Origin of the sequence: Plantactinospora endophytica (assembly GCF_016862915.1) — a bacterium.
In the GTDB taxonomy this organism is placed as follows: domain Bacteria; phylum Actinomycetota; class Actinomycetes; order Mycobacteriales; family Micromonosporaceae; genus Plantactinospora; species Plantactinospora endophytica.
In genome coordinates this window covers 83,954-109,409 of the sequence record NZ_BONW01000008.1, presented here as the reverse complement: position 1 = coordinate 109,409, position 25,456 = coordinate 83,954, and the positions used below count along the sequence as shown (strand labels likewise).

Below are 25,456 nucleotides of genomic sequence, written 5' to 3'. Positions count from 1 at the left end.
CCGCCTGGGTCAGTCCGCGGTCCCGGCTACCCGGACCTCCGGGTCGTCGGGTACGCAGACCGTCAGCGCGCCCGGCGCGACCCGGGCCTTCAGCCGGTTGACCCGTTCGCGGGCGCCACCGTCCAGCTCGTACCTCATCGGCTCGGCGAACCGGACGCTGATCTTGCGCCCCCGGGTGATCCGGACGAACGGCGAGGAGTCCGACCGCCCGACGGCCATCCGACCGAGGGTACGGGCCCAGTCGAGTACGCCGCTGGCGGTCGCCACTCCGACCTCCAGGCAGCCGTCGTCGGGACGGGCGTCGTCGAAGGCGGGAATGCCGCCGGTGATCGTGCCGACGTTGCCGAAGAGTACGCAGCTCGCCTCGCCGTCGAACCAGTCCGCGCCGTCCACTCGGATCCGCATCCCGGTGGACTCGCTCCGGACGTGCCGCAGCCCGGTCCAGACGTACGCCAGCCGGCCCAGTCGGTCCTTCAGGTCGCGGTCCGCGTCGCGGATCAGTTCTCCGTCGAAGCCGGCGCCGGCCATCACCGCGAAGTGCTCACCGCCGAGCCGTCCGAGGTCGATCCGCCGACGTGGCCCGGTCAGCCCGATCCGTACCGCGTCGGCCAGGTCCTCCGGGATGCCGAGGTTGGTGGCGAGCAGGTTCGCGGTACCGGCGGGCAGGATGGCGAGCGCCGCGTCGGAGCCGGCGAGCGCGTCGGAGCAGCGCTGCACCATGCCGTCCCCGCCCCAGACGAAGACCAGTTCGGCACCCTTGTCGAGCGCCTTGCGCACCTTCTTCGGCGCCTTGCGGCTCTTCGGCACCTCGTACCAGAGCAGGTCCTCGATCCCGGCGCCGCGCAGCCGGGAGCGGAGTTCGTCGAGCCCGCCGCCGAGGGACTTCTTCCGGTGCGCGACGACCGCGACCCGGCCCACCCGGGCCGGGGCCACGGCCGGGTCGGATGTCGGGGCGGCGGCGGGCGGGGCGGTCAGCGTACTGCTCATGGGGCTGGTCCTTACCCAGCCGTCCGGCCCGCCATGCCCGACTCAGAGGGGCCCGGAAACCGCCGTACCCGGTCCGGACCGCCATGCCGGACGCCGACCGCAACGCCGGGCGCGGGCGGCCCGGAACTGACGCCGGGTCGCCCGCTGCCGCCGGCCGGGTTCGGACCGGATGTCGGGTTTCAGAGGGTACGGGCGAGGCGCTCGGCGAGCAGTCGGGTGAACCGGGCCGGGTCGCCGAGTTCGCCGCCCTCGGCGAGCAGCGCCATCCCGTACAGCAGTTCGGCGGTCTCGGCGACCGCCGGATCATCGCTGCGCTTCCCGTGTGCCTCGCGCAGCCCGGTCACCAGCGGGTGTGTCGGGTTCAGCTCCAGGATCCGCTTCACCGCCGGCACCTCCTGCCCCATCGCCCGGTACATCTTCTCCAGGGTCGGGGTCATGTCCTGGGAATCGCCGACGATGCAGGCCGGCGAGGTGGTGAGCCGGGACGACAGCCGTACCTCCTTGACGTTCTCCCCGAGTTGGCCGGTCAGCCAGCCGAGCAGGTCGGCGAAGTCCTTCTCCTGCTGCTCGCGCTCCGGGCCGGCGTTCTCCTTCTCCTCGTCGGTGTCGAGGTCGACCTGACCCTTTGCGATCGACTGGAACGTCTTCCCGTCGAAGTTCGGCACCGAGGAGACCCACATCTCGTCGATCGGGTCGGTGAGCAGCAGTACCTCGTAGCCCTTGGCCCGGAACGCCTCCATGTGCGGCGAGTTCTCGATCATGGTGCGGGACTCGCCGGTGGAGTAGTAGATGTCGGTCTGTCCCTCCTTCATCCGCTCGACGTACTGGGCGAGGGTGGTCAACTGCTCCGGGTCGGCGGTCGAGGCGAAGGAGGAGATCTCCAGGATGGTGCTCTGGTTGTCGAAGTCGTCGAGCAGGCCCTCCTTGACGGCCTTGCCGAACTCCGTCCAGAAGGTCCGGTACCGCTCGGCGTCGCCCGCCTGCATCTCCTTGACCGTGGAGAGCACCTTCTTGACCAGTCGGCGGCGCATCAACTGGATGTGCCGGTCCTTCTGGAGGATCTCCCGGGAGATGTTCAACGACAGGTCCTGGGCGTCCACCACGCCCTTGACGAAGCGCAGGTACTCCGGCATGAGTTCCTGGCAGTCGTCCATGATGAAGACCCGCTTGACGTAGAGCTGCACGCCGCGCTTCGCACCCCGCATGAACAGGTCGTACGGGGCGTGCGACGGGATGAAGAGCAGCGTCTCGTACTCGAAGGTCCCCTCGGCCCGCATGTGGATGGTCTCCAGCGGGTCGGTCCAGTCGTGGCTAAGGTGCCGGTAGAACTCCTTGTACTCGTCCTCCTTGACGTCGTCCTTCGACCGCGCCCAGAGCGCCTTCATCGAGTTGAGCGTCTCGGACTCGGTGGTCGTGACACCGTCGTTGTCGGTCCGCTCGACCGCCATCCGGATCGGCCAGGCGATGAAGTCCGAGTAGCGCTTGACGATCTCCCGGATCTTCCACTCGGCCGTGTAGTCGAAGAGCTGGTCCTCCTTGTCCTCCGGGCGGAGGTGCACGGTGACCGAGGTGCCCTGCGGCGCGTCGTCGACGGTTTCCACCGCGTAGGTGGCTCCGCCGTCGGATTCCCAGCGGGTGGCGGTGGACTCGCCCGCCCGCCGGGTGAGCAGGGTGACCCTGTCGGCGACCATGAAGCTGGAGTAGAAGCCGACCCCGAACTGTCCGATCAGGTCCTGCGAGCCGGCCGCGTCCTTGGACTCCCTGATCTTTTCCAGGAGTTCCGCCGTGCCGGACTTGGCGATGGTGCCGATGAGGATGATCACCTCGTCCCGGGACATCCCGATCCCGTTGTCCCGCACGGTGAGGGTACGCGCCTCGCGGTCGACCTCGATCGCGATGTGCAGGTCGGACGTGTCGACCGTCAGATCCTTGTCGGTGAACGCCGCCAGCTTGAGTTTGTCGAGCGCGTCGGAGGCGTTGGAGATGAGTTCCCGCAGGAAGATGTCCTTGTTCGAATAGATCGAATGGACCATCAGCTGTAGCAGTTGACGCGCCTCGGCCTGGAACTCGAAAGTCTCGGTCCCGGTGCTCATGTGACCCTCCACGAAATACCCACTCCGCCGACAACGGAACGACGCCGGTGATCCTGGCCCCTCCCGGGATACGCTCCGGATAGCCGGCGCCATACTAAATGACCCCGGCACGGCGACCACGTACACCCGTACTCCGGCCGGTCGGTCCGGCTCACCACGAGCCGGGCCGGCCCGCCCTGCTCCGACCACCGGCCGCCCAGGTGGTGGCGGCGCGGCCACGCCGCTGCCATCTGGGAACCCGCACCGGCGAATCGGGGGCGGCCGGCCGTTGTGTGATCCTTGAACCGGTCGCCGACCCGGGTAGCGGCCAGGGTTACCCCGACCTGGTGGAGGTTCGCGGACGGTGCTGGAGTTTCGGCTGCTCGGCGAGCTCGACGTACGCCTCGACGGGCACCGGATCGAGATGGGTCCGGCACGGCAGTGCTGCGTCCTGGTCGCGCTCCTCGTCGAGGCGAACGAACTCGTCTCGGTCGACCAACTGCTGGACCGGGTCTGGGGCGACCGCCGGCCGCAGCGGGCCCGGGAGACCCTCTACAGCTATCTTTCCCGGCTGCGCCAGCACCTCGCCCCGGCCGGGGACGTGACGGTGCTCCGCCGGCCGGCCGGCTACCGGCTGACGATCGAGCCGGAGACCGTCGACCTGCACCGGTTCCGGGGACTGGTCCGGCAGGCCCGGAGCACCTCGGACGACGCCCGGGCGCTGACCCTGTTCGACGAGGCGCTCGGGCTGTGGCGGGGCGAGGCGTTCGCACACCTGGAGACGCCGTGGCTGAGCGCACTGCGTACCGCGCTGGGGCAGGAGCGGTTCGCGGCCGAACTCGACCGCTGCGACATCGCGCTGCGCCAGGGCCGGCACGCGACGCTGCTGCCGGAGCTGACCCGACGGGCCGGCGAGCATCCGCTGGACGAGCGCCTCGCCGGGCAGCTCATGCTCGCGCTGTACCGCAGCGGGCGGCAGGCGGACGCCCTGGACCACTACTCCCGGCTCCGGCACCGGCTGGCCGACACCCTGGGCGTCGACCCCCGCCCCGAACTGCGCCAACTGCACCTGCGGATGCTGCACACCGATCCGGACCTGGCCAGTCCGGCCGGCGGCGGCCCGGAGCCCGCCCCGGCCGTACCGGCGCCGCCCCGGCCGCACCAGCTACCGCCGACGGTCGCCGACTTCACCGGCCGGAGCGAGGCCGTCGGATCGCTGGAGGCCGGCCTCACCGGGCCGGCCGACCGACTGCGGGTCGTCGCGCTCTCCGGGCCGGCCGGCGTCGGCAAGTCCAGCCTGGCCTGGCACGTCGCACACCGGCTGCGTCCGGAGTACCCGGACGGGCAGCTCTACGCCGATCTGCGGGGAAGCTGGCCGGACGCCGCCGAACCGTTCACGGTGCTCGGGCGTTTCCTGCGGGTGCTCGGCCTGCCCGACAGCCTGCACAGCGACAGCCTCGAGGAACGTGCCAGCCAGTTCCGGGACGCGGTGCACGACCGGCGGCTGCTGGTCGTACTCGACGATGCCCGGTCCGCCGCGCAGGTCCGGCCGCTGCTGCCCGGCGGCGCGCCCGGCGCGGTCATCGTGACCAGCCGGCAGCGGCTCACCGGCCTGGACGGTGCCGGTCACCTGGCGCTGGCGACCTTCGCACCGGACGAGGCGATCCGGCTGCTCGAACGGGTCGTCGGGCCGGGTCGGGCCGGCACCGAACCCGCCGCGGTGGCGGAGATCGTCCGGCTCTGCGGATACCTGCCCCTCGCGGTACGCATCGCGGCGGCCCGGCTCGCCGCCCGACCGCACTGGCGCCTCGGGCAGCTCGCCGAACGGCTCCGCGACGAACTCGGCCGGCTCGACGAACTCGCCACCGACGACCTGGAGGTACGGGCGAGTCTGGCGCTCAGCTACCGCGCCCTGGCCGAGCCGGCCCGCCGGATGCTGCGGCTGTTGAGCCTGCTGGACGCGCCCGACGTGCCGGCCTGGACCGGCGCGGCGATGCTCGACGTGCCGCCGGGCCGGGCGGAGAGCCTGCTGGAGTCGCTGGTCGACGCGTGCCTGCTGGAGCTGCACGACCCGTCCGACGGCGAGCCCCGGTACGCGATGCACGACCTCGTCCGGCTGTTCGCCCGGGAGCGGGCCGCCGACGAGGAGTCCGCGCAGGTACGACGCGACGCGCTGGAACGGGCGTTCGGTGCCTGGCTGATCCGGGCGGAAGCGGTCGGTGCCGGGCTGCCGACCCGTACCCTGGCGCAGATCACCGGTCCCGCCCGTCGCTGGCAGCCGGCGGCTCCGGTGGGGTCGGTGCCCGACCCGGTCGGCTGGTTCGACCGGGAACGACCGGCGATGAGCGCCTCGATCCAGCAGGCTGCCACGCTCGGCCTCGCGGACCTCGCCTGGAACCTGGCCGCGACGACGCAGCCCTTCTACGAGCTGCGCGGCATGCACGACGAGGCGCGGCGGATCCACCAGACGGCGCTGCGGGCCTGCCGTCGGGCGGGTGAACGGCGCGGCGAGGCGGTGCTGCTGCGCAACCTCGCCGACCTGTGGACCTCGCGGCCCGGCGCCGACCTGCGGGACAAGTTCGACGCGGCCGAGGCGGCGTTGGGGATCTTCCGGCTGGTCGACGAGCCGCGAGGGGTGGCGGACGCGCTGTGGCTCTGCGCCGACGTCTACCGGGTGACCGGTCGGCACCGGGAGGCGGAACCGCTGCTCGCCGAGGCGATGTCGATCTCCGTGGCCGCCGGTTACCAACTCGGCGAGTGCCACGCGCTGGCCCAGCGGGCCATCATCAGCCGGGAACAGGGCCGCGACGAGGCCACCCGGGAACTCGGCCAGCGCTATCTCGACCTCGCCCGGCGAATGGGTGCCCGGCGGGACGAGAGCACGGCGCTGACGCTGCTCGGGCTGACCTACGGGGAACTCGACCGGCCGGAGCCGGGGCAGGCGTACCTGCGGCAGGCGGTGGCGGTCGCCCGGGAGATCGGCGACCAGGTCCAGGAGACGTACGCGCTGGCCCGGCTGGGTGCGCTCTACGCCGTACTCGGTCATCCGTCCGCCCGGCACACCCTGGCGGCGGCACTGGCCCGCAGTCAGGCCGACGGGCTGGCGTTCGGCGAGGCGATCTCGTTGGCCGGGCTCGGTGAACTCGAGTTGATCGACGGTCGGCCGCGCCGGGCGGTGGCGTTGCTGCGCCGGGTGCTGCAACTGCTCGGTGATTCGCGGTTCCACTTCCTCCGGGCGCGGGCGCTGACCGTGCTCGGGCACGCGTACGCCAGCGTCAACGACGACGTCGCCGCCGTGTCGGTCTGGTCGGCCGGGTACGACCTGTTCCGGCAGATCGACAACGAGCCGGCGGCCGAGCGGGTGGCCGCGCTGATGCCCGAGATACCGGTACAGGGCACCTGCCGCTGAGCCGGTGCCGGGGACCTGCCCTCGGGCCAGCGGTGCCGGCGGACCTGCCTTCAGGCCGGCGTGCCGGCGGACCTGGCTCGGGCCGGTGGTGCCGGCCGGTGGCGGCGGTCGGGGTCAGGCCGGGTGGGTGGCGGTGGCGGCGTGGGTGGCGAGACCCGTGGCGACCTGCCGGATGAACCGGCCGAGTGCATGGCGGTAGAGCCAGCCGGTGCCGGGCACCCTGGCGGAGAAGGTGGAGTGCCAGCGGATCAGGGTGCCGCCGCCGTCCGGGGTGAGGTCGACGTCGGCCCGGTAGTCCCGCAGCGGCAGCCCGGAGAGGAGTTCGTAGCTGAACCGGCGGTCGGGCACCCGCTCGGCGACCCGCTCCCGGCTGGTGGTCCGGCCGGTCCGGAAGACCCGGATCGCGCCCACGCCCTCCGGCTCGTCGGCCCCGGGACGCTCCAGCGCGAAGGAGCCGAGCGGCGACCAGCCGGGCCAGCCGGCCCCGTCGACCAGCAACGCGTAGACCACGGCCGGGCTGGCCGTGGTGTGCACCCGCACGTCGATCTCTTTCCGCGTCATGTCCCGGCCCCTCCTCCACTCGTGTACCAAGTGGTACATGTACCGTATGGTACATGCCTGGTGAAGCACGGGAACACCTGCTGGCCCGCGTCGTCGACCGGATGGCCGAACAGGGCGTCAGCGCGCTGAGCCTGCGCCGGCTGGCGGCCGACGTCGGCACCAGCCACCGGATGCTGATCTACCACTTCGGGTCGAAGGAAGGGCTGCTCGTCGAGGTGGTCCGGGAGATCGAGAGCCGACAGCGGTCCGCACTGTCCACGATGGAGATCGACCCGGCCGTCCAGCCGGCGGACGCGATCCGGGGCATGTGGCGACGGCTGGCCGACCCGGCGCTGTGGCCGTACGAGCGGCTCTTCTTCGAGCTGTACGGCCAGGCGGTGCAGGGCTATCCGGGCACCACCGCGCTGCTGGAGGGGGTGGTGGAGAGTTGGCTCGACCTCAACGTCGAGCTGGCCGCCCGCCGGGGCGTACCGGCCGAAGTGGCCCGGACGCATGCCCGGCTCGGGCTCGCGGTGATCCGAGGGCTGCTGCTCGACCTGCTCGCCACCGGTGACCGGGCCGGCACCGACGCGGCTCTGGAAGCCTTCGCCGCCGGCTACGAGGCGGGCCTGCCGGGCCTGCCCGGGCCACGGAACGGAGCGGACTCGTAGCCGGCGGACGGCGAGCGCGTCAGTTCTGGATCGAGAACGTGGCGACGACGCCGTTGTGGTCGGACCGGGTGCCGCCGACGATGTCGTAGCCGGTCATCCACATGAGCTGGTACTCCGGCAGCCGCTTCCAGAAGTAGACGTAGTCGATGTGCCGGTTCCCGTGCGTACCGGTGCCCTTCTCGCCGTAGAGGTTGTAGTTGGAGCGCAGGTTCGGCAGTTCGTTGGCCTCGAAGACCTGCCACGGGAACTTCGCGTACCCATAGCTCCGGTCGGCGCTGAAGTCGACGTTGAGATCACCGCTGACGATGACCTGGCCCTCGTCCTGCTTGTCGACCGCCAGGTCCTTGAGGCCCTGGAACTGCGCCTCGGCGCACCTGGTGCGCGGCAGATCCTCCGGCCGACCGGCGGTCTCGATGCTGGCCACCGCGTGGGCGTTGATCTGTGTCACGTTGCGACCACTGGCCTTGTGCCGGTACTTGACCCAGTTGTTGTACCGCGCGGGCGGCACCTCGCCCGGACCGTTGGTGTCACACACGAAGATCGAGCCCTTGTCGAGTACGTCGAACATGCTCTTCCTGGCGATCAGCGCCTCGCCGGCCTGGTTGGTCCCGCCCGGCGCGTACAACCACCAGCCGTTGGCGGCGGCCCAGCTCTCCAGGAAAGCCTTGCGGTTGCCGACCTCGTTGAGACCGACGAGGTCCGCCCTGGACGCGATCAGGTTCAGGTCGGACACGAAGTCGGCCTGGCTCAGCCCGTTGTAGATGTTCAGCGTCGCCGCCCTAAAGGTCACGTTCGCCGCAGCCGCCGGATTGGCCGGCAGCAGGGCCGTCACCAGCGCGACGGCGCCCGCGAGAGCGCCCAGGGCACGGGCCGACCAGTGTGTTGTCTTACGCATCGACATCCCTCCGCACGAAACCCGCCGTCGGTGGCGGCCAGCGCAGGCTAACGATTCGAGTCGACGCGACACCGAACAACGGGGAACGGAAGATCGACAGACCCCCGCCGTGGCGTGGCCGCCGTCGGAAGCAGACGGGCGGCCACGGAGGGCGGCACAGCCGGTTAGTTACGAAGCGTGACGGACTTCGGCCGGGCCGGTGCGCGCGTCGGCACCTCCGGATGCCGGCTCGGGACAGGGGCGGGCAGGCAGCGGTGTGTCAGTGGTGCGTCGGCGGATGGCATGCCAACTCATCGGGTGTCTTCCGGATCGAGTCCGGCGATAGCGGCAAGATCCTCTGCGGACATCTTCAGGACCTCGGGAACATAAGCGAGCACGTCCCGGTGCGGATTGAAGTGTCCACTGCGGAGTGCCCTGATCGTCGAGTACGACCGGAAGCTCCCCCTGGCCATCTCCCGGACGGAGATTCCGCGCAGGTCCATCAGCCTGCTGAAGACAATCCCGAACGGATGCGGTTCGGGCTGCCCCGTAGCGGCGATGCTCGGACCGACAACCACGTCACCGAGCTTCGCTTGAAACCGGATCATCCGGTCATGTTCGAACCGCACCCGGGCCGAGAACGGCAGGGTGTCCGCCACACCGCAGCTTGCCGTTCCTGGCACGGACACCTCGACAACTCCCTGTCTGCCCTCGTTCCACGGAGTCTCGCGTGGGTAGGCGGGCTCCACCTGGGTGATCCGCCACGCGCGATTCCACCACGGCAGTTCGGCAAGCAGCTCGTCGAAGAAGGGTGGCAGAACCGCGAGGTCCACGGGTGCCGGCGTGACCTCGTGCACGACGCCGGGCCAGTACCTCAACGCCTCGACAACGGCAGGACTCAATGTGCGCCCGGCGAACGTCATTGCCAGAGCGTAACGCGCTGGCCGGCCTCGGATCGTTCGCAGAAGTCCGGATCTGCGGCTCGCCTCCGGCCGGTGATGTTGGCACCCACCGGCAACCTCTTTCATCGACCTGTTCGGATCCGAGGCCCGAGCACCCGTCCGCCGGCCGGTACCGGCCGGCGGACGGGCCGTCACGGCGTGGGGGTCAGGGACGAACGAACGCGACGTCGGGATGCCGGGGCGACGGGTCGCGGAGCAGCGGCTGCGGCTGTCCGCGTAGGTGCTGGTCGAAAAAGGCGCCGAGGTACGCCTTCAGCGACCCGACGATCCGGTCCGGGTCGACGGTACCGATCGAGCTTTCGACCAGGCCGGGCGGCAGCGGGAACGCCTCGGCGAGCTGCGGCAGCAGTGCCTGGTGGTCGGTGAAGGTGAAGTGCTCGCCCTCGGCCACGTAGAGGTCGAGCTTCCAGCCTGTGGAGTTCGCCCAGAAGCCCGCCCAGTCCCGGGCGTGCTGGTGGGTGTGGGGTGTACCAGAACTCTGTCCCGCCCCCATCAGCAGGAACGGCCGGTCCAGCCCCTGGTCCACCACGTCACCGAAGTCGTTCGCCGAGAAGCTGTACGCCAGGCTGCCGTCCATGTTCACCCCGGCGTCCAGTCGGCGGTCCACCAGCATCGTTTCGGCACTCGTGAAGCCCCCGGCGGAGTGGCCGAACATCCCGACCCGGGACAGGTCGATCCCCGCACCGAGGCCGGCCGGCAGCCGCCGGTGACCGGCGTCCGGGTTACCGCCCCGGGCGAGCACGGCGAGCTGGTCGAGGACGAACCGGCTGTCCCGGACCCGGGTCTCGATCATCCGGTGGTTGAGTTCGGTGGGGTCGATGTCGGGAAGCTGCTGCGCCTCGACCCGCCCGCCGGGAAACTCCACCTCCGGCGTCTCGTAGGTGTGGTCGATCGTCACCACCACGTACCCCCGGCTGGCCAGGTCGGTCGCCAGCATGGTGCCGTGCGCCCGGGGTACGGCACCGCCGGGCGAGAAGACGACGACGGGGTGGCCGCCGAGCCGGGGACGTACCGGCACACCGGTGCGGGCGTGCGTGGTGGTCCCGGCCCAGTCGACCTGGCCGGTGGCCAGCCCGAGCTGCGCGTCGGTGCGCTCGGCGAACGCTCGCGCGGCCAGTGGTGGCAGGTACGGCGTCGGCTGCCCGCCGTGCGCGGTCGACGCCGGGTACCAGACGCTGACCATCAGTTCTCTCGGTCGGCCGGCCACCCACGGATCGGGGCGGCCGGCGTCGACCAGGTGCAGTTCGGTGCTGCCGACCGGGTACGGCCCGGTCGGTTCGGGCAGGGTGAGCCGTAGTGCGGGTGCGGGCGGCTCGGTCCGGGCTGACGCGGCCGGTGCGGCGGCCGGCGCCGAGACCACCAGCAGCGCGACCAGCCCAGCGAGCAGCCAGCGTCGAGAGGGAATCTGCATACCCGCAGCCTCGCCCGCCAGCGGACCGGCGCACATCTGTCGAAGGTGGCCAGCGGGACCCGGAGAAATCTCAGGGGCGGGTCGCCGGAAACCAGGGTCGGTCCGGCGACCGGACACGGCAGCGCCGCGCACCGGTCAACCGTCGACCCACTCAGTCACCAGCGGCCAGCCTCTGGACCTGACCGTGGTGCACATCGCTCACCCACTCCCAGCCGGGCTTGGCCGAGGGGCCGATCCGCGGGTCGTCGGGCTCGCGGCCGTCCCGCAGGGCGAGCACGTACGCCCGGTCCCGCTCGATCCGCTCGTGCACCTGACCGGCTCCGCCGACCGACCCGTGGCCGGGAACGACGACGTCGACGTCGGCCGCCACGCCCTCCAGCAGCCGCAACGCCGCGAGGTAGTCCTCGATCGGGTCGGCGGCGCCGTGCAGGTCGAGCATCGGGACCAGGACGTCGGAGAGCATGTCGCCGGCGACGAGCAGCCCGCGTTCCTCGACGAACAGCGCCGCATGGCCCGGCGCATGTGCTCGATGCTCGATGATCCGGACCCCGGGGCCGTCCCAGGGGATCCGCGTCGCCCCGGCGGGCAGGGCGGTGACGAGGCCGTACAGGTCCAGCGCGACCTGCCCGGCGATCTCCGTCTCGGCCAGGTGTTCGGTGACCTGGGTCTTCGCGTCCGGGTCGGACAGTTGTTCCCGGACGGCGGCCACGCAGCGGGCCGTGCCGTAGCGGGGCGCTTCGCCGAGCTGTGCGTGCCAGAGCAGGTGATCCCAGTGCGGATGCGTCGAGAAGCCCGCCACGACGGTCCGGCCCGAGGCGGAGAGGTCGTTCGCGAGGCAGGCCAGTTCGTGGTCCTGCAACCCGGGGTCGACGAGCAGCACGCCGGCGGGGCCCTGCACGACGACGGTGTTGCTCTGGAGGAACTCGCTCTGGTGGACCAGCACGCCGTCCGCGACCTGCCTCAGCACGAGCTTGCCTTCCGGATGGCGTAGTGGTGCATCGTGACCCCCTGCTCGAACGATCGCTGCTCGATCAGGTCGAGGTCGATCGGCATGTCCCAGTCGTCGAACAGCGGCCGGCCGAAGCCGAGGATCGCCGGGTGGGTGAAGAGCAGCAGTTCGTCGAGCAGCCCCGCCCGGAGCAGCTGCGTGGCGAGCGCCGCGCCGCCCACACCGAGGGTGCCGTCGGTCTCGGCCCTGAGGGCGGCCAGTTGCTCGATCGCGTCGTCCCCACCGACGATCCGGGTGCCGTGATCGGCGCTGTGGCGGGTGCGGGAGACGAGCACCTTGGGCGCGGAGGTCCAGATCTCGCCGTACTCGCGCATGAAGTCCGGCAGCGACGTGTCCTCGCGCGCCCGTGGCCAGTACTCCTCCATCGTCTCGTAGATGACCCGGCCCTGGACCATGCCCGCGAGTCTTCGCGCCCGCGCGTTGAACTCTCGGTGCAGCTCCTCGTCGATGCGTAGCCACTCGCCGGCGCCGTTGTCTCCGGGAACTTGCTCTATCCGAAGGTCGAGGGACACGTTCATCCAGTACAGGAAGCGGCCCATCATCCCTCCTCCCCCTAGTGGTTGCAATTTGCAACTACTATATTGGGGGCCAAGTACCTGTCAAGGAGGAGTCGTGGAACCACGGTCCGGGTGTCCGATCAACGCGACCATCGAGGTGCTCGGAGACCGCTGGGCGCTACTCGTGCTCCGCGACGTGATCTTCGGCGACCGCCGATACTTCCGGGCGCTGCTCACCGGGTCGATCGAGGGCATCGCCTCGAACATCCTCTCCGACCGCCTCGTGCGGCTCGTCGAGGCGGGGATCCTCACCCGCGGCACGGCGGCGCGAGGGCAGCGCGCCCGCTACAGCCTCACCGAAGCCGGCATCCGGACCCTTCCGATCCTCTACGCGCTCGGCAACTGGGGCCTCGACTGGCGCCCGGGCACCGAGGAACTCCGGATCCGGCAGCAGGTCATGCGCGACGCGGGCCCGGCGTTCGTCGAGGAACTCATGGACGAACTCCGGGTACGCCACCTCGACGCACCACCGAAGCCCCACGACGGCCCGAGCCCCCTCGAACGCCTGAGCGCCGCCTACACCGCCGAGCAGGAACGGCGCGACTAGCCACGGCCGGTGCCGGACCAGCCGAACAGCGACGCCCGCCCACCAGCCGTGCACCTCCTCGGATGGCTGCCCTCGAAGACCTGACGCCTCGTCATCCGTCGGTACCTCGACCCGTCAGCTGCCGATACCTCGACCCGTCATCCGTCGGTACCTCCGTCATCCGTCGATACCTCGAACGTTCCCCGAGCCGCCCCTGAGCCGTTCCGGCCTTCGGCTCTCTTTCGGTCCGTCCTGATGTCATGGGCTCCTGCGGGCGCCCGGGTCGCCACTCCACTCCGGCCCGGGTGCCCGCTCCGGACAACAGTCCCGACAGTCTCGACGGAAGGAACCACAGATCATGCGGATCAAGCGGATCGCCGGGCTGACCCTTGCCGGTGCTGCGGCCGTCGCGGCCGTCGGCTTCGCCACGGCGGCGTACGCCGACGACCCGGCCGACTCGGAGAAGACCGTACGGATCGTCACCGAGAACAACGGCAACGTCTTCGGCAGTACGGCCGACGTGTCGAAGGACTGCCCCGAGAAGAACGGCGGCGCGAGCACGCCCGCCGAAGCCGGCCTGTGAGGTATCGCCGATGAGCGTCACCGCAGCCGGGCCGGAGCCGCACCTCACACCGGCACCACCGCACGTCACGCCGGAGCCGCCGCAGATGGCGGCCGAGGCACCGCACGTCGCGCTCGAACAGGCCCTGTTCGAGGTCAAGCGGGTGATCGTCGGGCAGGACAGGTTGGTGGAGCGGCTCTTCACCGCGTTGCTGGCCGACGGGCACTGCCTGCTCGAAGGCGTACCGGGGGTGGCGAAGACCCTGGCCGCGCAGACCCTGGCGACGGCGGTGGGTGGGGACTTCTCCCGGATCCAGTTCACTCCGGACCTGGTGCCGTCGGACATCGTCGGTACCCGGATCTACCGGGCGTCGGCGGAGAGTTTCGACGTGGAACTGGGTCCGGTGATGGCGAACCTGGTGCTGGCCGACGAGATCAACCGGGCACCGGCGAAGGTGCAGTCGGCGCTGCTGGAGGCGATGGCCGAGCGGCAGGTGTCGATCGGCGGGCGGAGTTATCCGGTACCGGCGCCGTTCCTGGTGCTGGCCACCCAGAACCCGATCGAGTCCGAAGGGGTGTACCAACTCCCGGAGGCACAACGCGACCGCTTCCTGCTCAAGGTCATCGTCGACTACCCCACCGACGAGGAGGAACTGGGCATCCTCTACCGGATGGGCACCAGCCGGCCGGAGCCGCGTCCGGTGCTCGACCCGGCCCGGCTGCGCGCCCTCCAGGAGCGGGCCCGTGGGGTGTTCGTGCACCACGCCGTCGCGGAGTACGTGGTGCGGCTGGTGGTGGCGACCCGGCATCCGGACCGGTTCGGCGCGGGCAACCTCTCGGCGCGGCTCGCGTACGGGGCGAGTCCCCGGGCCACCCTCGGGCTGGTCGCCGCCGCCCGGGCACTGGCCCTGCTACGGGGGCGCGAGTACGTGCTGCCGGACGACGTCACCGAGTTGGCCGTCGACGTGTTGGCGCACCGGCTGGTGCTCTCCTTCGACGCGGTCGCCGACGGGATCACGGCCGAGTCGGTGGTACGCCGGCTGGTCGGCGCGGTACCGCCACCGCAGATCGCCCCGCACCAGCGGGAGCAGAGACGCCAGGACGAGCAGGCGCACCCGAACGAGCAGACGTACCGGACGGAGCGGGCGGCGTGAGGCGGCGCCGACCCGGCGGGCGGGGCGGTGGGCACGGGTCCCGCCGTCCGCCGCGCCGGACGGACCGGAGGATCGGGAGGCGCAGCGGATGAACGAGGGACACGCCACCGTGCACCACCTCGCGCCGCACCGCCGGCTGCGCCGGCTGGAACTGGCGATCACCCGGCGGCTCGACGGGCTGCTGCACGGCCAACACCTCGGCCTGCTGCCGGGCGCCGGCAGCGAGCTGACCGGCAGTCGGGAGTACCGGCCCGGCGAGGACGAGGTGCGCCGGATGGACTGGGCGGTGACGGCGCGTACCGGGGTGCCGCACGTCCGGGAGGTGGACGCCGACCGGGAACTGACCACCTGGCTGCTGGTCGACTCGACCCCGAGCATGGACTTCGGCACCGCCGAACTGGAGAAACGGGAACTCGCGGTGGCCGCCACGGCGGCGATCGGCTATCTGACGGCGAACTTCGGCAACCGGCTCGGCGGGCACCTGCTCGGCGCGGACGGGATCCGGCGGTTTCCGGCGCGTACCGGTCGGGAGCATCTGCTCGGGCTGTTGCACACCCTGCTGGCCGCGCCGCGCGGTGCGGCCGGGTCCCGACCCCCGGCGCTGGCCGAGGCGCTCGCCGGCCTGCACCGCGCGGCGACCCGCCGGGGCCTGGTGGTGGTCGTCTCCGACTGGCTGGACGGACTGCCGGACTCGGTCGGCGACCCGCCGGACCGGCCCCCGGCGGCCGGCCGGTCGGGACAGCCAGGGCGGGCAGGGCGAGCGGGACAGTCAGGGCGGGCAGGACAGGCCGAGCGGAACGCCGCCGAGGAGAGGCAGGAGCGGGACGAGCGGCCGGCGTGGGAGCAACGGCCGGAGTGGGAGGGCGAGTTGCGCCGGCTCGCCGTCCGGCACCAGGTGCTCGCGGTCGAGGTGACCGACCCGCGCGAACTGGAACTGCCGGACGTCGGGCTGATCACGCTGGTCGACCCGGAGAGCGGGCGGCGCCGCGAGGTCTCCACCGGCAGCCGGCGGCTGCGTGAACGGTACGCCGCCGCCGCGCTCCGGCAACGCGCGGCAGTCCGGGCGGCACTGCGCCGGGCCGGCGCCGCACACCTGGCGCTGCGTACCGACCGGGACTGGGTGACCGACATCGTCCGGCACGTGTACGCCCAGCGCCGCCTCGCGGCGGCGGCCCGTACCCCCGGCCCGGGCGGCGGGGCGGCGTGAAGGAGCAACGATGACCCTGGAGAGTCCGGACCGGCTGTGGCTGCTGGTCGGTGTCGCGGCGCTGGCCGTGGCGTACCTGGTGGTGCAGCGCCGCCGCAGCCGCTACGCCGTCCGCTTCACCAACCTGCGTCTGCTGGACCGGCTGGCACCGAGCCGGCCGGGCTGGCGGCGGCACGTGCCGGCGAGCCTGTTCCTGGGCATGCTCGGGCTGCTGGTGGTCGGCTTCGCCCGCCCCAGCGACGAGGTACGCGTGCCGCGCGAGCGGGCCACCGTGGTGATCGCGGTGGACGTGTCGCTGTCGATGCTCGCCGACGACGTACCGCCGGACCGGCTCAGTTCGGCCAAGGCGGCGGCCCGGGAGTTCGTCGACGGGCTGCCCGAGGAGTTCAACGTCGGGCTGGTCGCCTTCGCCGGCAACGCCTCGGTCTTCGTGCCGCCGGGCACCGACCGGCAACTGCTGGACGCCGGCATCGAACGGCTGGCCGAGGGCGGCACCGGGCAGCAGGGTACGGCGATCGGGGACGCCATCGCCACCGCGCTGGAGACGATCGCCACCCTGGACGGCGAGGCGGCCGAGGATCCGCCGCCGGCCCGGGTGGTGCTGCTCTCCGACGGGGCGAACACCTCCGGCAGCGACCCGGAGGACGCGGCGGCCGACGCCCTCGGCGCCGGAGTTCCGGTCGACGCCATCGCGTTCGGCACCCCGGACGGGGTGATCGAGCAGGGCAACCGGCCGATGACCGTACCGGTGGACGGCGAGACGCTGCGGATGGTCGCCGAGCAGACCGGCGGCGGGTACCACGAGGCGGGCAGCAGTGACGAGTTGCGGGCAATCTACGCCGACATCGGCAGCTCGGTCGGGTACACGACGGAACGGCAGGACGTCTCGGCCCGGTTCATCGGGATCGGCCTGGTGCTGGCGCTGCTCGCCGCCGCCGCGTCGATGTTCTGGTTCGCCCGGATTCCCTGACGGGCACGGATTTCCACAATGGAGGGAGTGACGGGGAGATGGAGCACGCAGAGGTGACGGCGGCACCGCCGGGGCTGGGCCGGCCCCGGGGACCGGGTTTCGTCTCCCCGACGCTGGGCGCGTGGCCGGCGCCGGGAACGCCGGTGGGCGTACCCGATGGGAAGCCGGCGGCCGGTGCGGCGCGGTGGCGGCGGACGCTGCTGGCCGGGCTCGCGGTGATGGCGCTCTCGGCGGCCTCGGGGGCGCTGGCCGGCGGCTACGTCGCGGCGGACGGGCCGGCTCCCGAGCTGGCCGCTCCCCCACCGGCGACGCCGCTGACGCCGGTGCCGGGGCCGAGCGGCGGCGCGGTGCCGGACGGCCTGGTCGGCGCCGCCGCCACCGCGCTGCCGGGAGTGGTGTCGGTACGCGCCGGCCGGGCCGGCGGGTCCGGCTTCGCCGTCGACGGACGGCACGTCATCACCAACAGCCACGTGGTGTCCGGCAGCACGGAGGTGAGCGTCGTCGGCCAGGACGGCCGGCGCCGGCCCGCCGAGGTGGTCGGCCGCGATCCGGGCAGCGACATCGCGGTGCTCCGGGTCACCTCGCCCGGAACGTCGCCTGGAGCCTCGCCCGGAACGTCGTCCGGAGCGCTGCGGCCACTGCGGATCGCCGCCGGGGACGTCCGGGTCGGTGAGCCGGTACTCGCGGTCGGCTCCCCGCTGGGACTCTCCGGCACCGTCACCGCCGGCATCGTCAGCGCGCTGGACCGGGAGGTACGGCTCGGGAACGGCGGCGCGCGGCAGACCGCGATCCAGACCGACGCCTCGATCAACCCGGGCAACTCCGGCGGTCCGCTGGTGAACGCCCGGGGCGAGGTGGTCGGGGTCAACACCGCGATCGCCACCCTGGACGGCAGCGGCAACATCGGCATCGGCTTCGCGATCCCGATCGACCGGGCCCAGCGGGCGGCCGAGCGGATCATCAGGAACGGCGGCTAGCGTCGGAGTTCGCGGCCGGTCGGTGGCCGTGCGGGAGGTCGGATCATGCGGTTGCTTGTGGTGGAGGACGAGGAGGACCTGGCCGACGCGGTGCGGCTCGGCCTGGTCCGCGCGGGGTACGCGGTGGACGTCGCCACCGACGCCGCCCAGGCGTACGAACGGTTGGCGGTCAACGCGTACGACCTGATGCTGCTCGACGTCAACCTCCCGGACGGCGACGGTTTCGCGGTCTGCCACGCGATCCGGCGCGGGGAGGTACCCGTCGAGGGCGGCGTCGACCTGCGGGTGCTGATGCTCACCGCGCGGGGCGCGCTGCACGACCGGGTACGCGGGCTCGACGAGGGCGCCGACGACTACCTGGTGAAACCGTTCGCGCTGGCCGAACTGCTGGCCCGGGTACGCGCACTGCTGCGCCGGGACGCCGGTGGCGGTACGGCGGTGCTCCGGGTCGGCCCGTTCCAGCTCGACGCGGCCCGGCACGAGGCGAGTCGGGACGGCACCCGGCTGCACCTGACCCCGAAGGAGTTCGGGGTGCTGGAATACCTGATGACCCGACCCGGTCACGTGGTCTCGGCGGAGGAGTTGTTGGAGCACGTCTGGGACGCCAACGCCGATCCGTTCACCCAGACCGTCCGGGTCACGGTCGGCACGCTGCGTCGCAAGCTCGGCGGCGAGGCGATCGAGACCGTGGTGGGACGCGGCTACCGGCTGCGGGAGGCGGCGTGATGCCGGCCGGTGACTCGACGTCCGCCCGTGGCTCGACGTCTGCCCGTGGCTCGACGTCTGCCCGTGGCTCGACGTCTGCCCGTGGCTCGACGTCTGCCGATGGCGGGAGGTCGACCATTGACGTGACGGTCACCGGGGACGTGACCTCGGCCGGTGCCGGGGTGGCGGCGCGGGGCTGGCGGCCTCGGCGGTGGCTGCCGTTCGTGCAGTCGATCCGGTTCCGGCTCACCGTGCTCTACTCCACGCTGCTCTTCGCGCTGGCCGGTGCCGGGCTGGCCGTGACCTACCTGGCGGTGCAGTACAGCACCAACCCGAAGCCGATCACCAACCAGTACCAGGCGGACGTGGTGAAGCACGGCCGGACGGTCGGGACGCTGACGGTGGCCGAGGTGGACGAGATCGAGTCGGAGGTCAACTTCCGTACCCTGGAAACCCTGCGCAACTACTCGCTGATCGCGCTGGCCGGTCTCTTCGTCGCCAGTCTCGGCATCGGCTGGGTGCTCTCCGGGCGGGCGCTGCGCCCGGTCGGCGCGATCGCGCGTACCGCCCGGGAGATCCAGGCGACCGACCTGTCCCGACGGATCCGGCTGGCCGGTGCCCGGGACGAGCTGCGCGAACTCGGCGACACCATCGACTCGATGCTGGACCGGCTGGAGGAGGCGTTCCGGACCCAACGGCAACTGGTCGACGACGCGTCGCACGAGCTGCGCAGTCCGTTGGCGATCATCCGGGCCAACCTGGACGCCTCGCTGCTCGACACCACCGAGGCCACCGACGCGGAACGGACCCGGGCGGTCGCGGTGATCGACCGGGCCACCACCCGGATGTCCCGGCTGGTCGAGGACCTGTTGGCCACCGCACGCCGTCGGTCCGACGCACTCGCCGACACCGACGTGCTGCTCGACGCGATCGCCCGGGAGGCGGGCGAGGAGTTCACCGCGGTCGCCGCCGCCCGCCAGGTGAACGTCGGGTACGACGTCCGGCCCGACCTGCTGCTGATCGGAGACCACGACGCGCTGCGCCGGGCGGTCGGCAACCTGCTCTCCAACGCGGTACGTCTCTCCCCGCCCGGCGGCACGGTGACCGTGGCGGCGGGCCGGATCGGCGGCTGGTTGTGGGTCGGCGTCGCCGACGAGGGACCAGGGATCGCCGCGGCCGACCGGTCCCGGGTCTTCGACCGGTTCTGGCGCGGGCCGACGAGCCAGTCGACGGGAGCCGAGCGGCGTACCGGGCTGGGGCTGGCGATCGTCCGGCAGATCACCGAGTCGCACGGCGGGCAGGTGGCGCTCTTCTCCTCGGTCGGCCGGGGCAGCACCTTCGTGCTGTGGTTGCCGGCGGCGGACCGTACCGACGACGCCGAGCCGCCCGCACACTCCCCGATCGGCGACTGACCGGGGGCAGAACCACGGCCGCGAGTGACTACGACCGGGGGCAGAACGACGGCCGCGAGTGACCACGACCGCGGAAGACGTCGGCCGGACGCCGGAGTACGACCGAGCGCCGACGCGGGCGGTACCCGTCCCGCCTCCGACGGGCACCGCGAACGCGCAGGCTGGGTCAGGAGACGCCGCAGGAACTCGCCGACCAGGTACGGCTCGACTTGTGCGCCACGTGGGTGTGGTCGCTGTGTCCGGGGTAGCCGGGGCCGAGGATCTCCCGCCAGCCGTGGTTGCGGGCCTGCTGGGCGAGCCGGCACAGGCTGTGCGGGCTGGCGCCGAGGTCGACCGCGTCACCGTAGAGATGGCGGCTGGTCGAGGAGCCGCCGACGGCGTTGTTGCAGGCGTGGCTGCGGAACGCGCTGGTGACCCGGATCTGCTGGTCGCCGAGGGCGTGCCGCATCGCCTGGAGCTTCCACATGTTCACCAGGGCGTTGAACCGGGCGGTGGCGGCCGACACGGCTCCGCCGGACCAGTCCGAGTTGCAGTCGTTGAACTCGGCGTAGCTGAAGTTGACCGGGGTGCAGTCGTCGTCCTGGAGCGCGTAGATCCGGGTGAACGTCTGCGGGCCGGCGATGCCGTCGGCACCGAGCCCGTACGCCTGCTGGAAGCGGACCACCGCGGCCCGGGTCGCCGGTCCGAAGGCGCCGTCGATGCCGAGCACCGCGTTGTTGCCGGGGTAGCCGGCGACGCGGATCTGCAACTGCCGTACGTCCTCACCGGACATTCCCTCGGAGAGGGTCCGGCCCCAGGTGTAGCAACCGTCGGCCTGTGCGGGCGCGGCGGTGGTCACGGTCGCGACAAGGGTGGCCGCGGCTGCCATGGTGAGCGCCGCGAGAATTCTGACGGTACGTCTGAGCAAGGGGTCCTCCATACCGAGCGGGGGTTGAATATCGACGAGGATGGCTGCCCCTCGATCACAAGTCAATATCCTGCACACACCTTTCGTAGGACGGCGGTTTCCTTCACCCCTCGGTGACGCACCGTTCACCGCCCCGCCGCCGTACGAGACCGGCTGTGGCGGGGCGGTGTAGCGATGGTTACGGCGCGGTGCGGCCGTCGTCGCCCGAGTGGGCGAGCCGGAACCGGCTACCGGGACAGGGCGGCAGCGGGTTCCGCAGCAGGTTCCGGTGTGGACGGCTCGGCCTCACGCAGTTCGATCCGGGCGTGCAGCCGACGCAACGGCCCCGGCGCGGCCCAGTTGTACCGACCGAGCAGAGTCATCGTGGCCGGCACGAGCAGCATCCGTACCAGGGTGGCGTCCAGGGCGATCGCCAGCACCAGGCCGAGCCCGATCGCCTTCACCGGTACGAAGCCGCCGACCAGGAACCCGGCGAAGACCACCACCAGCAGCAACGCCGCCGAGGTGACGATCGCACCGGTCCGCTGCAACCCCTCGGCGACCGCCCGCTGCGGGTCGGCCCCGGCGAGCCAGCGTTCCCGGATCCGGGACAGCAGGAACACCTCGTAGTCCACCGAGAGTCCGAAGGCGATCGCGCCGACGAGTACCGGCACGGTCAGGTGGGTCGAGTCGAGTCGTACCGTGCCGAACAGGCCGGCCAGGTGCCCCTGCTGGAAGACCCAGACCACCGCGCCGAGCGCCGCACCGAGGCTGAGCACGTTCGTCAGTACCGCCTTGACCGGCAGCAGTACCGAGCCGGTGAGCGCGAAGAGCAGCACCAGGGTGGCGAGTACCACCACCAGGATCGCCCACGGCAACCGGTCGGCCAGCATCTGCCGGTAGTCCACCAGCCGGGCGGCGTTGCCGGTGACGACGACCTCGAACGGCGCGGGCAACGCCCGGATCGCGCTGACCGTCGTCCGGGCCGCCGCCTCCTCCGGCGGTGCGGCGGGCGCCGCGCGCAGCACCGTCAACTCCGGTCCCGCCGGCACGGTCTCCACCCGGGTGACCCCGGGTACCCCGGCCACCCGGGCCCGCAACCGGGCCAGTTCCGGGTCGGTGGCCGGTACCGGCGCCAGCACCACGATGTCGCTCGGTGCCGTCCGCTCCGGGAAGTGCGTGCCGAGCGCGTCCCACATCTGCCGGGTCTGGGTGCTGGTCGGCAGTAGCCGGGGGTCCCCTGTGGACAGCCGCAGGTCCAGCACCGGTACGGCCAGCGTGCCCATAACCCCCACGGTGGCGACCAGGGTCAGCACCGGCCGGCGCTGCACCAGCCCGGCCAGCCGGGCGAACACCCCGGCCCGGGTACGCGGCTTCGCCGCCGGGATCCGCCGACCGACCAGCACCAGCAGTGCCGGCAGCAGGGTCAACGCGGCGAGCATGTCCACCGCGACCACCGCGGCACCGGCCAGCCCCATCGACCGGAGGAACGGATCCGGGAAGACCAGCAGGCCGGTCAACGCCACCGCCACGGTCAACCCGGCGAACAGCACGGTACGGCCGGCGGTCGCCGCCGTCCGGGCGACCGCTGTCGGCACGTCCGGCGCGGTGACCCGCTCCTCACGGAACCGGCTCACCATCAGCAGCGCGTAGTCGACCGCCAGCCCGACCGAGAGCATCGTGGTGACCTGGACGGCGTAGACGGAGACGTCGGAGACGAGGCTGAAGGCGTAGAGAACCCCGAAGGTGCCGCCGATGCCGACCACGGCGACCAGCAGCGGCAGCCCGGCCGCGACCAGGCCACCGAAGATCAGCAGAAGCAGCACGAGCACCACCGGCATGCTCAGCGCCTCCGCCCTCGCCACGTCCTGCTGGGCCTGCGAGCCGAACTCCTGGTCGGTGATCGGTCCGCCGCCGACCGCGACCGACGGCGCCTCGATCCGGTGCAGCCGGGCGGCGGCGGTCTCGGCCGCGTCGGCTTCACCGTCCCCGGGAGTCAGGGTGACCGAGATCAGCAGCGCCTGCCCGGTACCCGGCGACGGCAGCGGATCGGAGACCTCGGCGATGCCCGGCATCGTGCGTACCTCGGCCACGGCCGCGTCGGCACTCGCCCGGACCGCCGGATCGGTGGCCGGCACACCCGTGATCACGGCGGTCAGCCGGACCGGCTCGGGCGGCGCCTCGGCCAACCGCTCCACGCCGACGTCCGACTCGCTGCCGGGTACGCCGCCGACGTCGGCGACCAGGCGCTCGAAGACCCCGACTCCGACCCCAATCCCGCCGACCAGGACGACCAGCCAGAGCAGCAGGACGACGACAGGCCGCCGGATGGCGTACCCGGTGATCAGACCCAACATGGCACTCTCCATCGTGGACACGTTCCCGGCTCCGGGAACTGCCACGATGGTGGTCCGGACGGCCACCGCTCCGGATCGCCGTACGGAACGGATCTCCGCTCCGCCGGACGGGCGGGGGTGCCCGCCGACACCTCACTCGCGGGAGGGAGCCGCCCGTCCGACCTCGTCCGGTACGCCGAGGTCGCCGGGCAGCACCAGGCCCGACTCGTACGCCAGCACCACCGCCTGGACCCGGTCCCGCAGGCCGAGCTTGGTCAGTACGTTGCTGACGTGGGTCTTCACGGTGTGCTCGCTGACGAACAGCGCGGCGGCGATCTCGGCGTTGGACAGCCCCCGGGCGACCTGGCGCAACGTCTCCGTCTCCCGGGCGGTGAGCGCCGCCAGCCGGTCCGGCAGCGCCCGGCCCGGCCGGAGCGGACGGTCCCGGGACACCACGTCGGCGATCAGCCGGCGGGTGACGGTCGGCGCGAGCAGGGCCTCGCCGGCGGCCACCACCCGGACGGCGTTGACCAGCTCGTCCCGGCGCATGTCCTTGAGCAGGAAGCCGCTGGCGCCGGCCCGGAGCGCGTCGTAGACGTACTCGTCGAGGTCGAAGGTGGTCAGCACGAGTACCCGGGCGGTCGTCTCGGCGCAGATCCGGGCGGTCGCGGTGATGCCGTCCACATTGGGCATCCGAACGTCCATCAGCACCACGTCGGGAGCCAGCTCGCGGGCGCGGTCCAGCGCCTCGGCACCGTCGGCGGCCTCGCCGACCACCGCGATGTCCGGCTGGGCGGCCAGGATCATGCCGAAGCCGTCCCGCACCAGCGCCTGGTCGTCGACGATGAGCACCCGCAGTGTGGTCTGCTCCGGCATCGGCCCTCTCCCGCGTGCTGACCGGCCCGCCGGCAGGCTGCCGCCGGTACCCGTCCGTCGTTCCGCCGCCCTCCCCCACGCCGGTCCCGACGGCGCGGCCGGGCGCACCCGGCCTCGGGCCGGCCACGGCGGTCCGGGCCGGTGGCGGTGCGTCCCTACGGTAGTGGCAGCGTGGCCGCGACACGGAACCCCGTGCCGTCCGGCCCCGGACCGGTGCTCAACGTGCCGCCGACCGCCGACACCCGCTCCCGCATCCCGACCAGCCCGAGGCCGCCCGGTGGGCCGCCGTCGGCCGGTCCGCGACCGTCGTCGCTTACCTCCAGCCGCAACGCCGCGTCCGCCCAGTCCATCCGGACCCGGACCGCGCCGGCTCCGGCGTGCCGCAGCGTGTTGGTCAGCGACTCCTGCACGACCCGGTACGCCGTCACGCCCAGGTCCGCCGGCACCGGCCGGGGTTGGCCGTACTCCTCCAGGGTGGCGGCCAGGCCGGCCCGTCGGGCGTTCTCGACAAGTGGCCGTACCGCGTCGAGGTCCGGCACCGGCGCCCGGGGCGGCCCGTCCGACCGGAGCACGCCGAGGGCCCGGCGGAGCTGCACGAGCGCTTCCCGGGCGGTCGCCGAGATGGTGTCGAAGACCTCCTCGGCCCGGCCGGGGTCGGACCGGACCACCACCGGCCCCGCCTCGGCCTGCACCACCACCAGGCTCATCGAGTGGGCCAGGATGTCGTGCACCTCCCGGGCGATCCGCTCCCGCTCCTGGGCCGCGGCGGCGTGCTGCTCCTCGGCGAACCGCCGGGTGCGCTCCTCCAGCATCGCGATCCGGTCCCGCCGGGCCCGGGCACTGGTCCCCATCGCGTACGCGACCACGAACGCGATCACGGCCGGCCCGAAGGCGAGCAGTTCGCCCTTTGGCAGCGAGATGCCCACCCCGACCAGGGTGCCGAGCAGCAGGACGGCCCGGTGCGCCAGCGGGCAGATCGCCGCGAACGTGTAGGTGGCGACGAGCTGGGCGACCGGGATCTCGCCGATCGCGTGCTCCAGGGCCAGCCAGGTGGTGCCGACCCCGGTCACCGCGGTCACCAGGAACGGGTACCGCCGCCGCCAGATCAGCGGGGTCGCGTTCAGGCCCGCGAGGACGAAGACCCACCACTCGGCGCGGTCCTTGGTGAAGGCGTTGATGATGATGATCAGGTAGCAGGCGAGCGCGACGAGAGCGTCCACGACCAGTGGTGGCCGGCCGCGCCCCCACTCGACGAGCCGGTCCCACCACGCGCGCATCGCCCCAGTATCCGGGCGCGGTGAGTCGGACGCCTCCCTCTGCGGAGCGAGTTCCGGCCGGACCGCCGGCATAGTGT

The 25,456-nt window shown here is 72.2% G+C and carries 22 protein-coding genes; 10 read left to right on the top strand and 12 right to left on the bottom strand.

From position 1 onward, the window contains the following. Window positions 1-9: 9 nt before the first annotated feature. Both Pen02_RS09995 and htpG read right to left on the bottom strand, forming a co-directional pair. Entirely contained in the window at window positions 10-987 is a 978-nt protein-coding gene (locus Pen02_RS09995) for a diacylglycerol/lipid kinase family protein (RefSeq protein WP_203865660.1), read from the bottom strand. A gap of 179 nt (window positions 988-1,166) precedes the next feature. Next, a complete protein-coding gene (gene htpG / locus Pen02_RS09990) occupies window positions 1,167-3,080 on the bottom strand; it encodes a molecular chaperone HtpG (RefSeq protein WP_203865659.1) in 1,914 nt (637 codons plus the stop codon). 343 nt (window positions 3,081-3,423) lie between these two features. On the opposite strand from htpG, the gene Pen02_RS09985 reads away from it, so the two are divergent. Further along, window positions 3,424-6,468, top strand: coding sequence for an AfsR/SARP family transcriptional regulator (locus Pen02_RS09985; protein WP_203865658.1), 3,045 nt, complete (start codon window positions 3,424-3,426; stop codon window positions 6,466-6,468). Window positions 6,469-6,582: 114 nt separating this feature from the next. Here the strand turns inward: Pen02_RS09985 and Pen02_RS09980 are convergent, their stop codons facing one another. Next, window positions 6,583-7,029, bottom strand: coding sequence for an SRPBCC family protein (locus Pen02_RS09980; RefSeq protein WP_203865657.1), 447 nt, complete (start codon window positions 7,027-7,029; stop codon window positions 6,583-6,585). 53 nt (window positions 7,030-7,082) lie between these two features. Between Pen02_RS09980 and Pen02_RS09975 the strand changes: the two genes are divergently transcribed. Further along, on the top strand, window positions 7,083-7,679 hold the full coding sequence (locus tag Pen02_RS09975; RefSeq protein WP_203865656.1) for a TetR/AcrR family transcriptional regulator: 597 nt from the start codon (window positions 7,083-7,085) through the stop codon (window positions 7,677-7,679). Between the two features lie 19 nt (window positions 7,680-7,698). Here Pen02_RS09975 and Pen02_RS09970 read toward each other — a convergent pair whose 3' ends face one another. From Pen02_RS09970 to Pen02_RS09950, 5 genes are all read right to left on the bottom strand, one after another. Then, a complete protein-coding gene (locus tag Pen02_RS09970) occupies window positions 7,699-8,574 on the bottom strand; it encodes an endonuclease/exonuclease/phosphatase family protein (RefSeq protein ID WP_203865655.1) in 876 nt (291 codons plus the stop codon). Window positions 8,575-8,864: 290 nt separating this feature from the next. Continuing rightward, on the bottom strand, window positions 8,865-9,476 hold the full coding sequence (locus Pen02_RS09965; protein WP_203865654.1) for a helix-turn-helix domain-containing protein: 612 nt from the start codon (window positions 9,474-9,476) through the stop codon (window positions 8,865-8,867). A gap of 184 nt (window positions 9,477-9,660) precedes the next feature. Continuing rightward, the gene (locus Pen02_RS09960; RefSeq protein WP_203865653.1) at window positions 9,661-10,926 is read right to left on the bottom strand and encodes an alpha/beta hydrolase family protein; all 1,266 of its coding nucleotides are present in this window, start codon (window positions 10,924-10,926) and stop codon (window positions 9,661-9,663) included. Window positions 10,927-11,077: 151 nt separating this feature from the next. Beyond that, entirely contained in the window at window positions 11,078-11,893 is an 816-nt protein-coding gene (locus Pen02_RS09955) for an MBL fold metallo-hydrolase (RefSeq protein ID WP_203865652.1), read from the bottom strand. Further along, window positions 11,887-12,474: a dihydrofolate reductase family protein gene (locus Pen02_RS09950; RefSeq protein ID WP_239140398.1), complete on the bottom strand. Its 588-nt coding sequence runs from the start codon at window positions 12,472-12,474 to the stop codon at window positions 11,887-11,889. Before Pen02_RS09950 ends, Pen02_RS09955 begins: the two co-directional genes overlap by 7 nt. Window positions 12,475-12,547: 73 nt before the next feature. Here Pen02_RS09950 and Pen02_RS09945 point away from each other — a divergent pair, with 73 nt between their 5' ends. The 8 genes from Pen02_RS09945 (at window position 12,548) to Pen02_RS09905 (ending at window position 20,004) form a co-directional block, all read left to right on the top strand. Beyond that, window positions 12,548-13,039 (top strand): winged helix-turn-helix transcriptional regulator, encoded by a 492-nt coding sequence (locus Pen02_RS09945; protein WP_239140397.1) that lies wholly within the window; start codon window positions 12,548-12,550, stop codon window positions 13,037-13,039. A gap of 337 nt (window positions 13,040-13,376) precedes the next feature. Next, the gene (locus tag Pen02_RS09940; protein WP_203865649.1) at window positions 13,377-13,601 is read left to right on the top strand and encodes a hypothetical protein; all 225 of its coding nucleotides are present in this window, start codon (window positions 13,377-13,379) and stop codon (window positions 13,599-13,601) included. An 85-nt stretch (window positions 13,602-13,686) separates the two neighbouring features. Beyond that, the gene (locus Pen02_RS09935) at window positions 13,687-14,733 is read left to right on the top strand and encodes an AAA family ATPase (RefSeq protein ID WP_239140436.1); all 1,047 of its coding nucleotides are present in this window, start codon (window positions 13,687-13,689) and stop codon (window positions 14,731-14,733) included. 88 nt (window positions 14,734-14,821) lie between these two features. After that, on the top strand, window positions 14,822-15,940 hold the full coding sequence (locus Pen02_RS41695) for a DUF58 domain-containing protein (RefSeq protein ID WP_239140394.1): 1,119 nt from the start codon (window positions 14,822-14,824) through the stop codon (window positions 15,938-15,940). A 10-nt stretch (window positions 15,941-15,950) separates the two neighbouring features. Beyond that, window positions 15,951-16,910: a VWA domain-containing protein gene (locus tag Pen02_RS09920; protein ID WP_203865647.1), complete on the top strand. Its 960-nt coding sequence runs from the start codon at window positions 15,951-15,953 to the stop codon at window positions 16,908-16,910. 53 nt (window positions 16,911-16,963) lie between these two features. Then, entirely contained in the window at window positions 16,964-17,887 is a 924-nt protein-coding gene (locus Pen02_RS09915) for a S1C family serine protease (protein WP_443678477.1), read from the top strand. A 45-nt stretch (window positions 17,888-17,932) separates the two neighbouring features. Then, window positions 17,933-18,613: a response regulator transcription factor gene (locus Pen02_RS09910; RefSeq protein ID WP_203865645.1), complete on the top strand. Its 681-nt coding sequence runs from the start codon at window positions 17,933-17,935 to the stop codon at window positions 18,611-18,613. 122 nt (window positions 18,614-18,735) lie between these two features. Further along, the gene (locus Pen02_RS09905) at window positions 18,736-20,004 is read left to right on the top strand and encodes a sensor histidine kinase (protein WP_239140392.1); all 1,269 of its coding nucleotides are present in this window, start codon (window positions 18,736-18,738) and stop codon (window positions 20,002-20,004) included. A gap of 166 nt (window positions 20,005-20,170) precedes the next feature. Here the strand turns inward: Pen02_RS09905 and Pen02_RS09900 are convergent, their stop codons facing one another. The 4 genes from Pen02_RS09900 to Pen02_RS09885 form a co-directional block, all read right to left on the bottom strand. Beyond that, window positions 20,171-20,911 (bottom strand): D-Ala-D-Ala carboxypeptidase family metallohydrolase, encoded by a 741-nt coding sequence (locus tag Pen02_RS09900; RefSeq protein ID WP_239140390.1) that lies wholly within the window; start codon window positions 20,909-20,911, stop codon window positions 20,171-20,173. Window positions 20,912-21,138: 227 nt separating this feature from the next. After that, a complete protein-coding gene (locus Pen02_RS42510; RefSeq protein WP_203865642.1) occupies window positions 21,139-23,247 on the bottom strand; it encodes an MMPL family transporter in 2,109 nt (702 codons plus the stop codon). Window positions 23,248-23,379: 132 nt separating this feature from the next. Continuing rightward, on the bottom strand, window positions 23,380-24,102 hold the full coding sequence (locus tag Pen02_RS09890) for a response regulator (RefSeq protein WP_203865641.1): 723 nt from the start codon (window positions 24,100-24,102) through the stop codon (window positions 23,380-23,382). 155 nt (window positions 24,103-24,257) lie between these two features. Next, on the bottom strand, window positions 24,258-25,379 hold the full coding sequence (locus Pen02_RS09885) for a sensor histidine kinase (RefSeq protein ID WP_203865640.1): 1,122 nt from the start codon (window positions 25,377-25,379) through the stop codon (window positions 24,258-24,260). Window positions 25,380-25,456: the final 77 nt, after the last annotated feature.

Excerpts from the sequence above, each read along its gene's own strand:
- Pen02_RS09995 (WP_203865660.1), bottom strand. The coding sequence starts at position 987 with ATGAGCAGTACGCTGACCGCCCCGCCCGCCGCCGCCCCGACATCCGAC.
- htpG (WP_203865659.1), bottom strand. The coding sequence starts at position 3,080 with ATGAGCACCGGGACCGAGACTTTCGAGTTCCAGGCCGAGGCGCGTCAA.
- Pen02_RS09980 (WP_203865657.1), bottom strand. The coding sequence starts at position 7,029 with ATGACGCGGAAAGAGATCGACGTGCGGGTGCACACCACGGCCAGCCCG.
- Pen02_RS09975 (WP_203865656.1), top strand. The coding sequence starts at position 7,083 with ATGCCTGGTGAAGCACGGGAACACCTGCTGGCCCGCGTCGTCGACCGG.
- Pen02_RS09970 (WP_203865655.1), bottom strand. The coding sequence starts at position 8,574 with ATGCGTAAGACAACACACTGGTCGGCCCGTGCCCTGGGCGCTCTCGCG.
- Pen02_RS09965 (WP_203865654.1), bottom strand. The coding sequence starts at position 9,476 with ATGACGTTCGCCGGGCGCACATTGAGTCCTGCCGTTGTCGAGGCGTTG.
- Pen02_RS09960 (WP_203865653.1), bottom strand. The coding sequence starts at position 10,926 with ATGCAGATTCCCTCTCGACGCTGGCTGCTCGCTGGGCTGGTCGCGCTG.
- Pen02_RS09950 (WP_239140398.1), bottom strand. The coding sequence starts at position 12,474 with ATGGGCCGCTTCCTGTACTGGATGAACGTGTCCCTCGACCTTCGGATA.
- Pen02_RS09940 (WP_203865649.1), top strand. The coding sequence starts at position 13,377 with ATGCGGATCAAGCGGATCGCCGGGCTGACCCTTGCCGGTGCTGCGGCC.
- Pen02_RS09935 (WP_239140436.1), top strand. The coding sequence starts at position 13,687 with ATGGCGGCCGAGGCACCGCACGTCGCGCTCGAACAGGCCCTGTTCGAG.
- Pen02_RS41695 (WP_239140394.1), top strand. The coding sequence starts at position 14,822 with ATGAACGAGGGACACGCCACCGTGCACCACCTCGCGCCGCACCGCCGG.
- Pen02_RS09920 (WP_203865647.1), top strand. The coding sequence starts at position 15,951 with ATGACCCTGGAGAGTCCGGACCGGCTGTGGCTGCTGGTCGGTGTCGCG.
- Pen02_RS09910 (WP_203865645.1), top strand. The coding sequence starts at position 17,933 with ATGCGGTTGCTTGTGGTGGAGGACGAGGAGGACCTGGCCGACGCGGTG.
- Pen02_RS42510 (WP_203865642.1), bottom strand. The coding sequence starts at position 23,247 with ATGTTGGGTCTGATCACCGGGTACGCCATCCGGCGGCCTGTCGTCGTC.
- Pen02_RS09890 (WP_203865641.1), bottom strand. The coding sequence starts at position 24,102 with ATGCCGGAGCAGACCACACTGCGGGTGCTCATCGTCGACGACCAGGCG.
- Pen02_RS09885 (WP_203865640.1), bottom strand. The coding sequence starts at position 25,379 with ATGCGCGCGTGGTGGGACCGGCTCGTCGAGTGGGGGCGCGGCCGGCCA.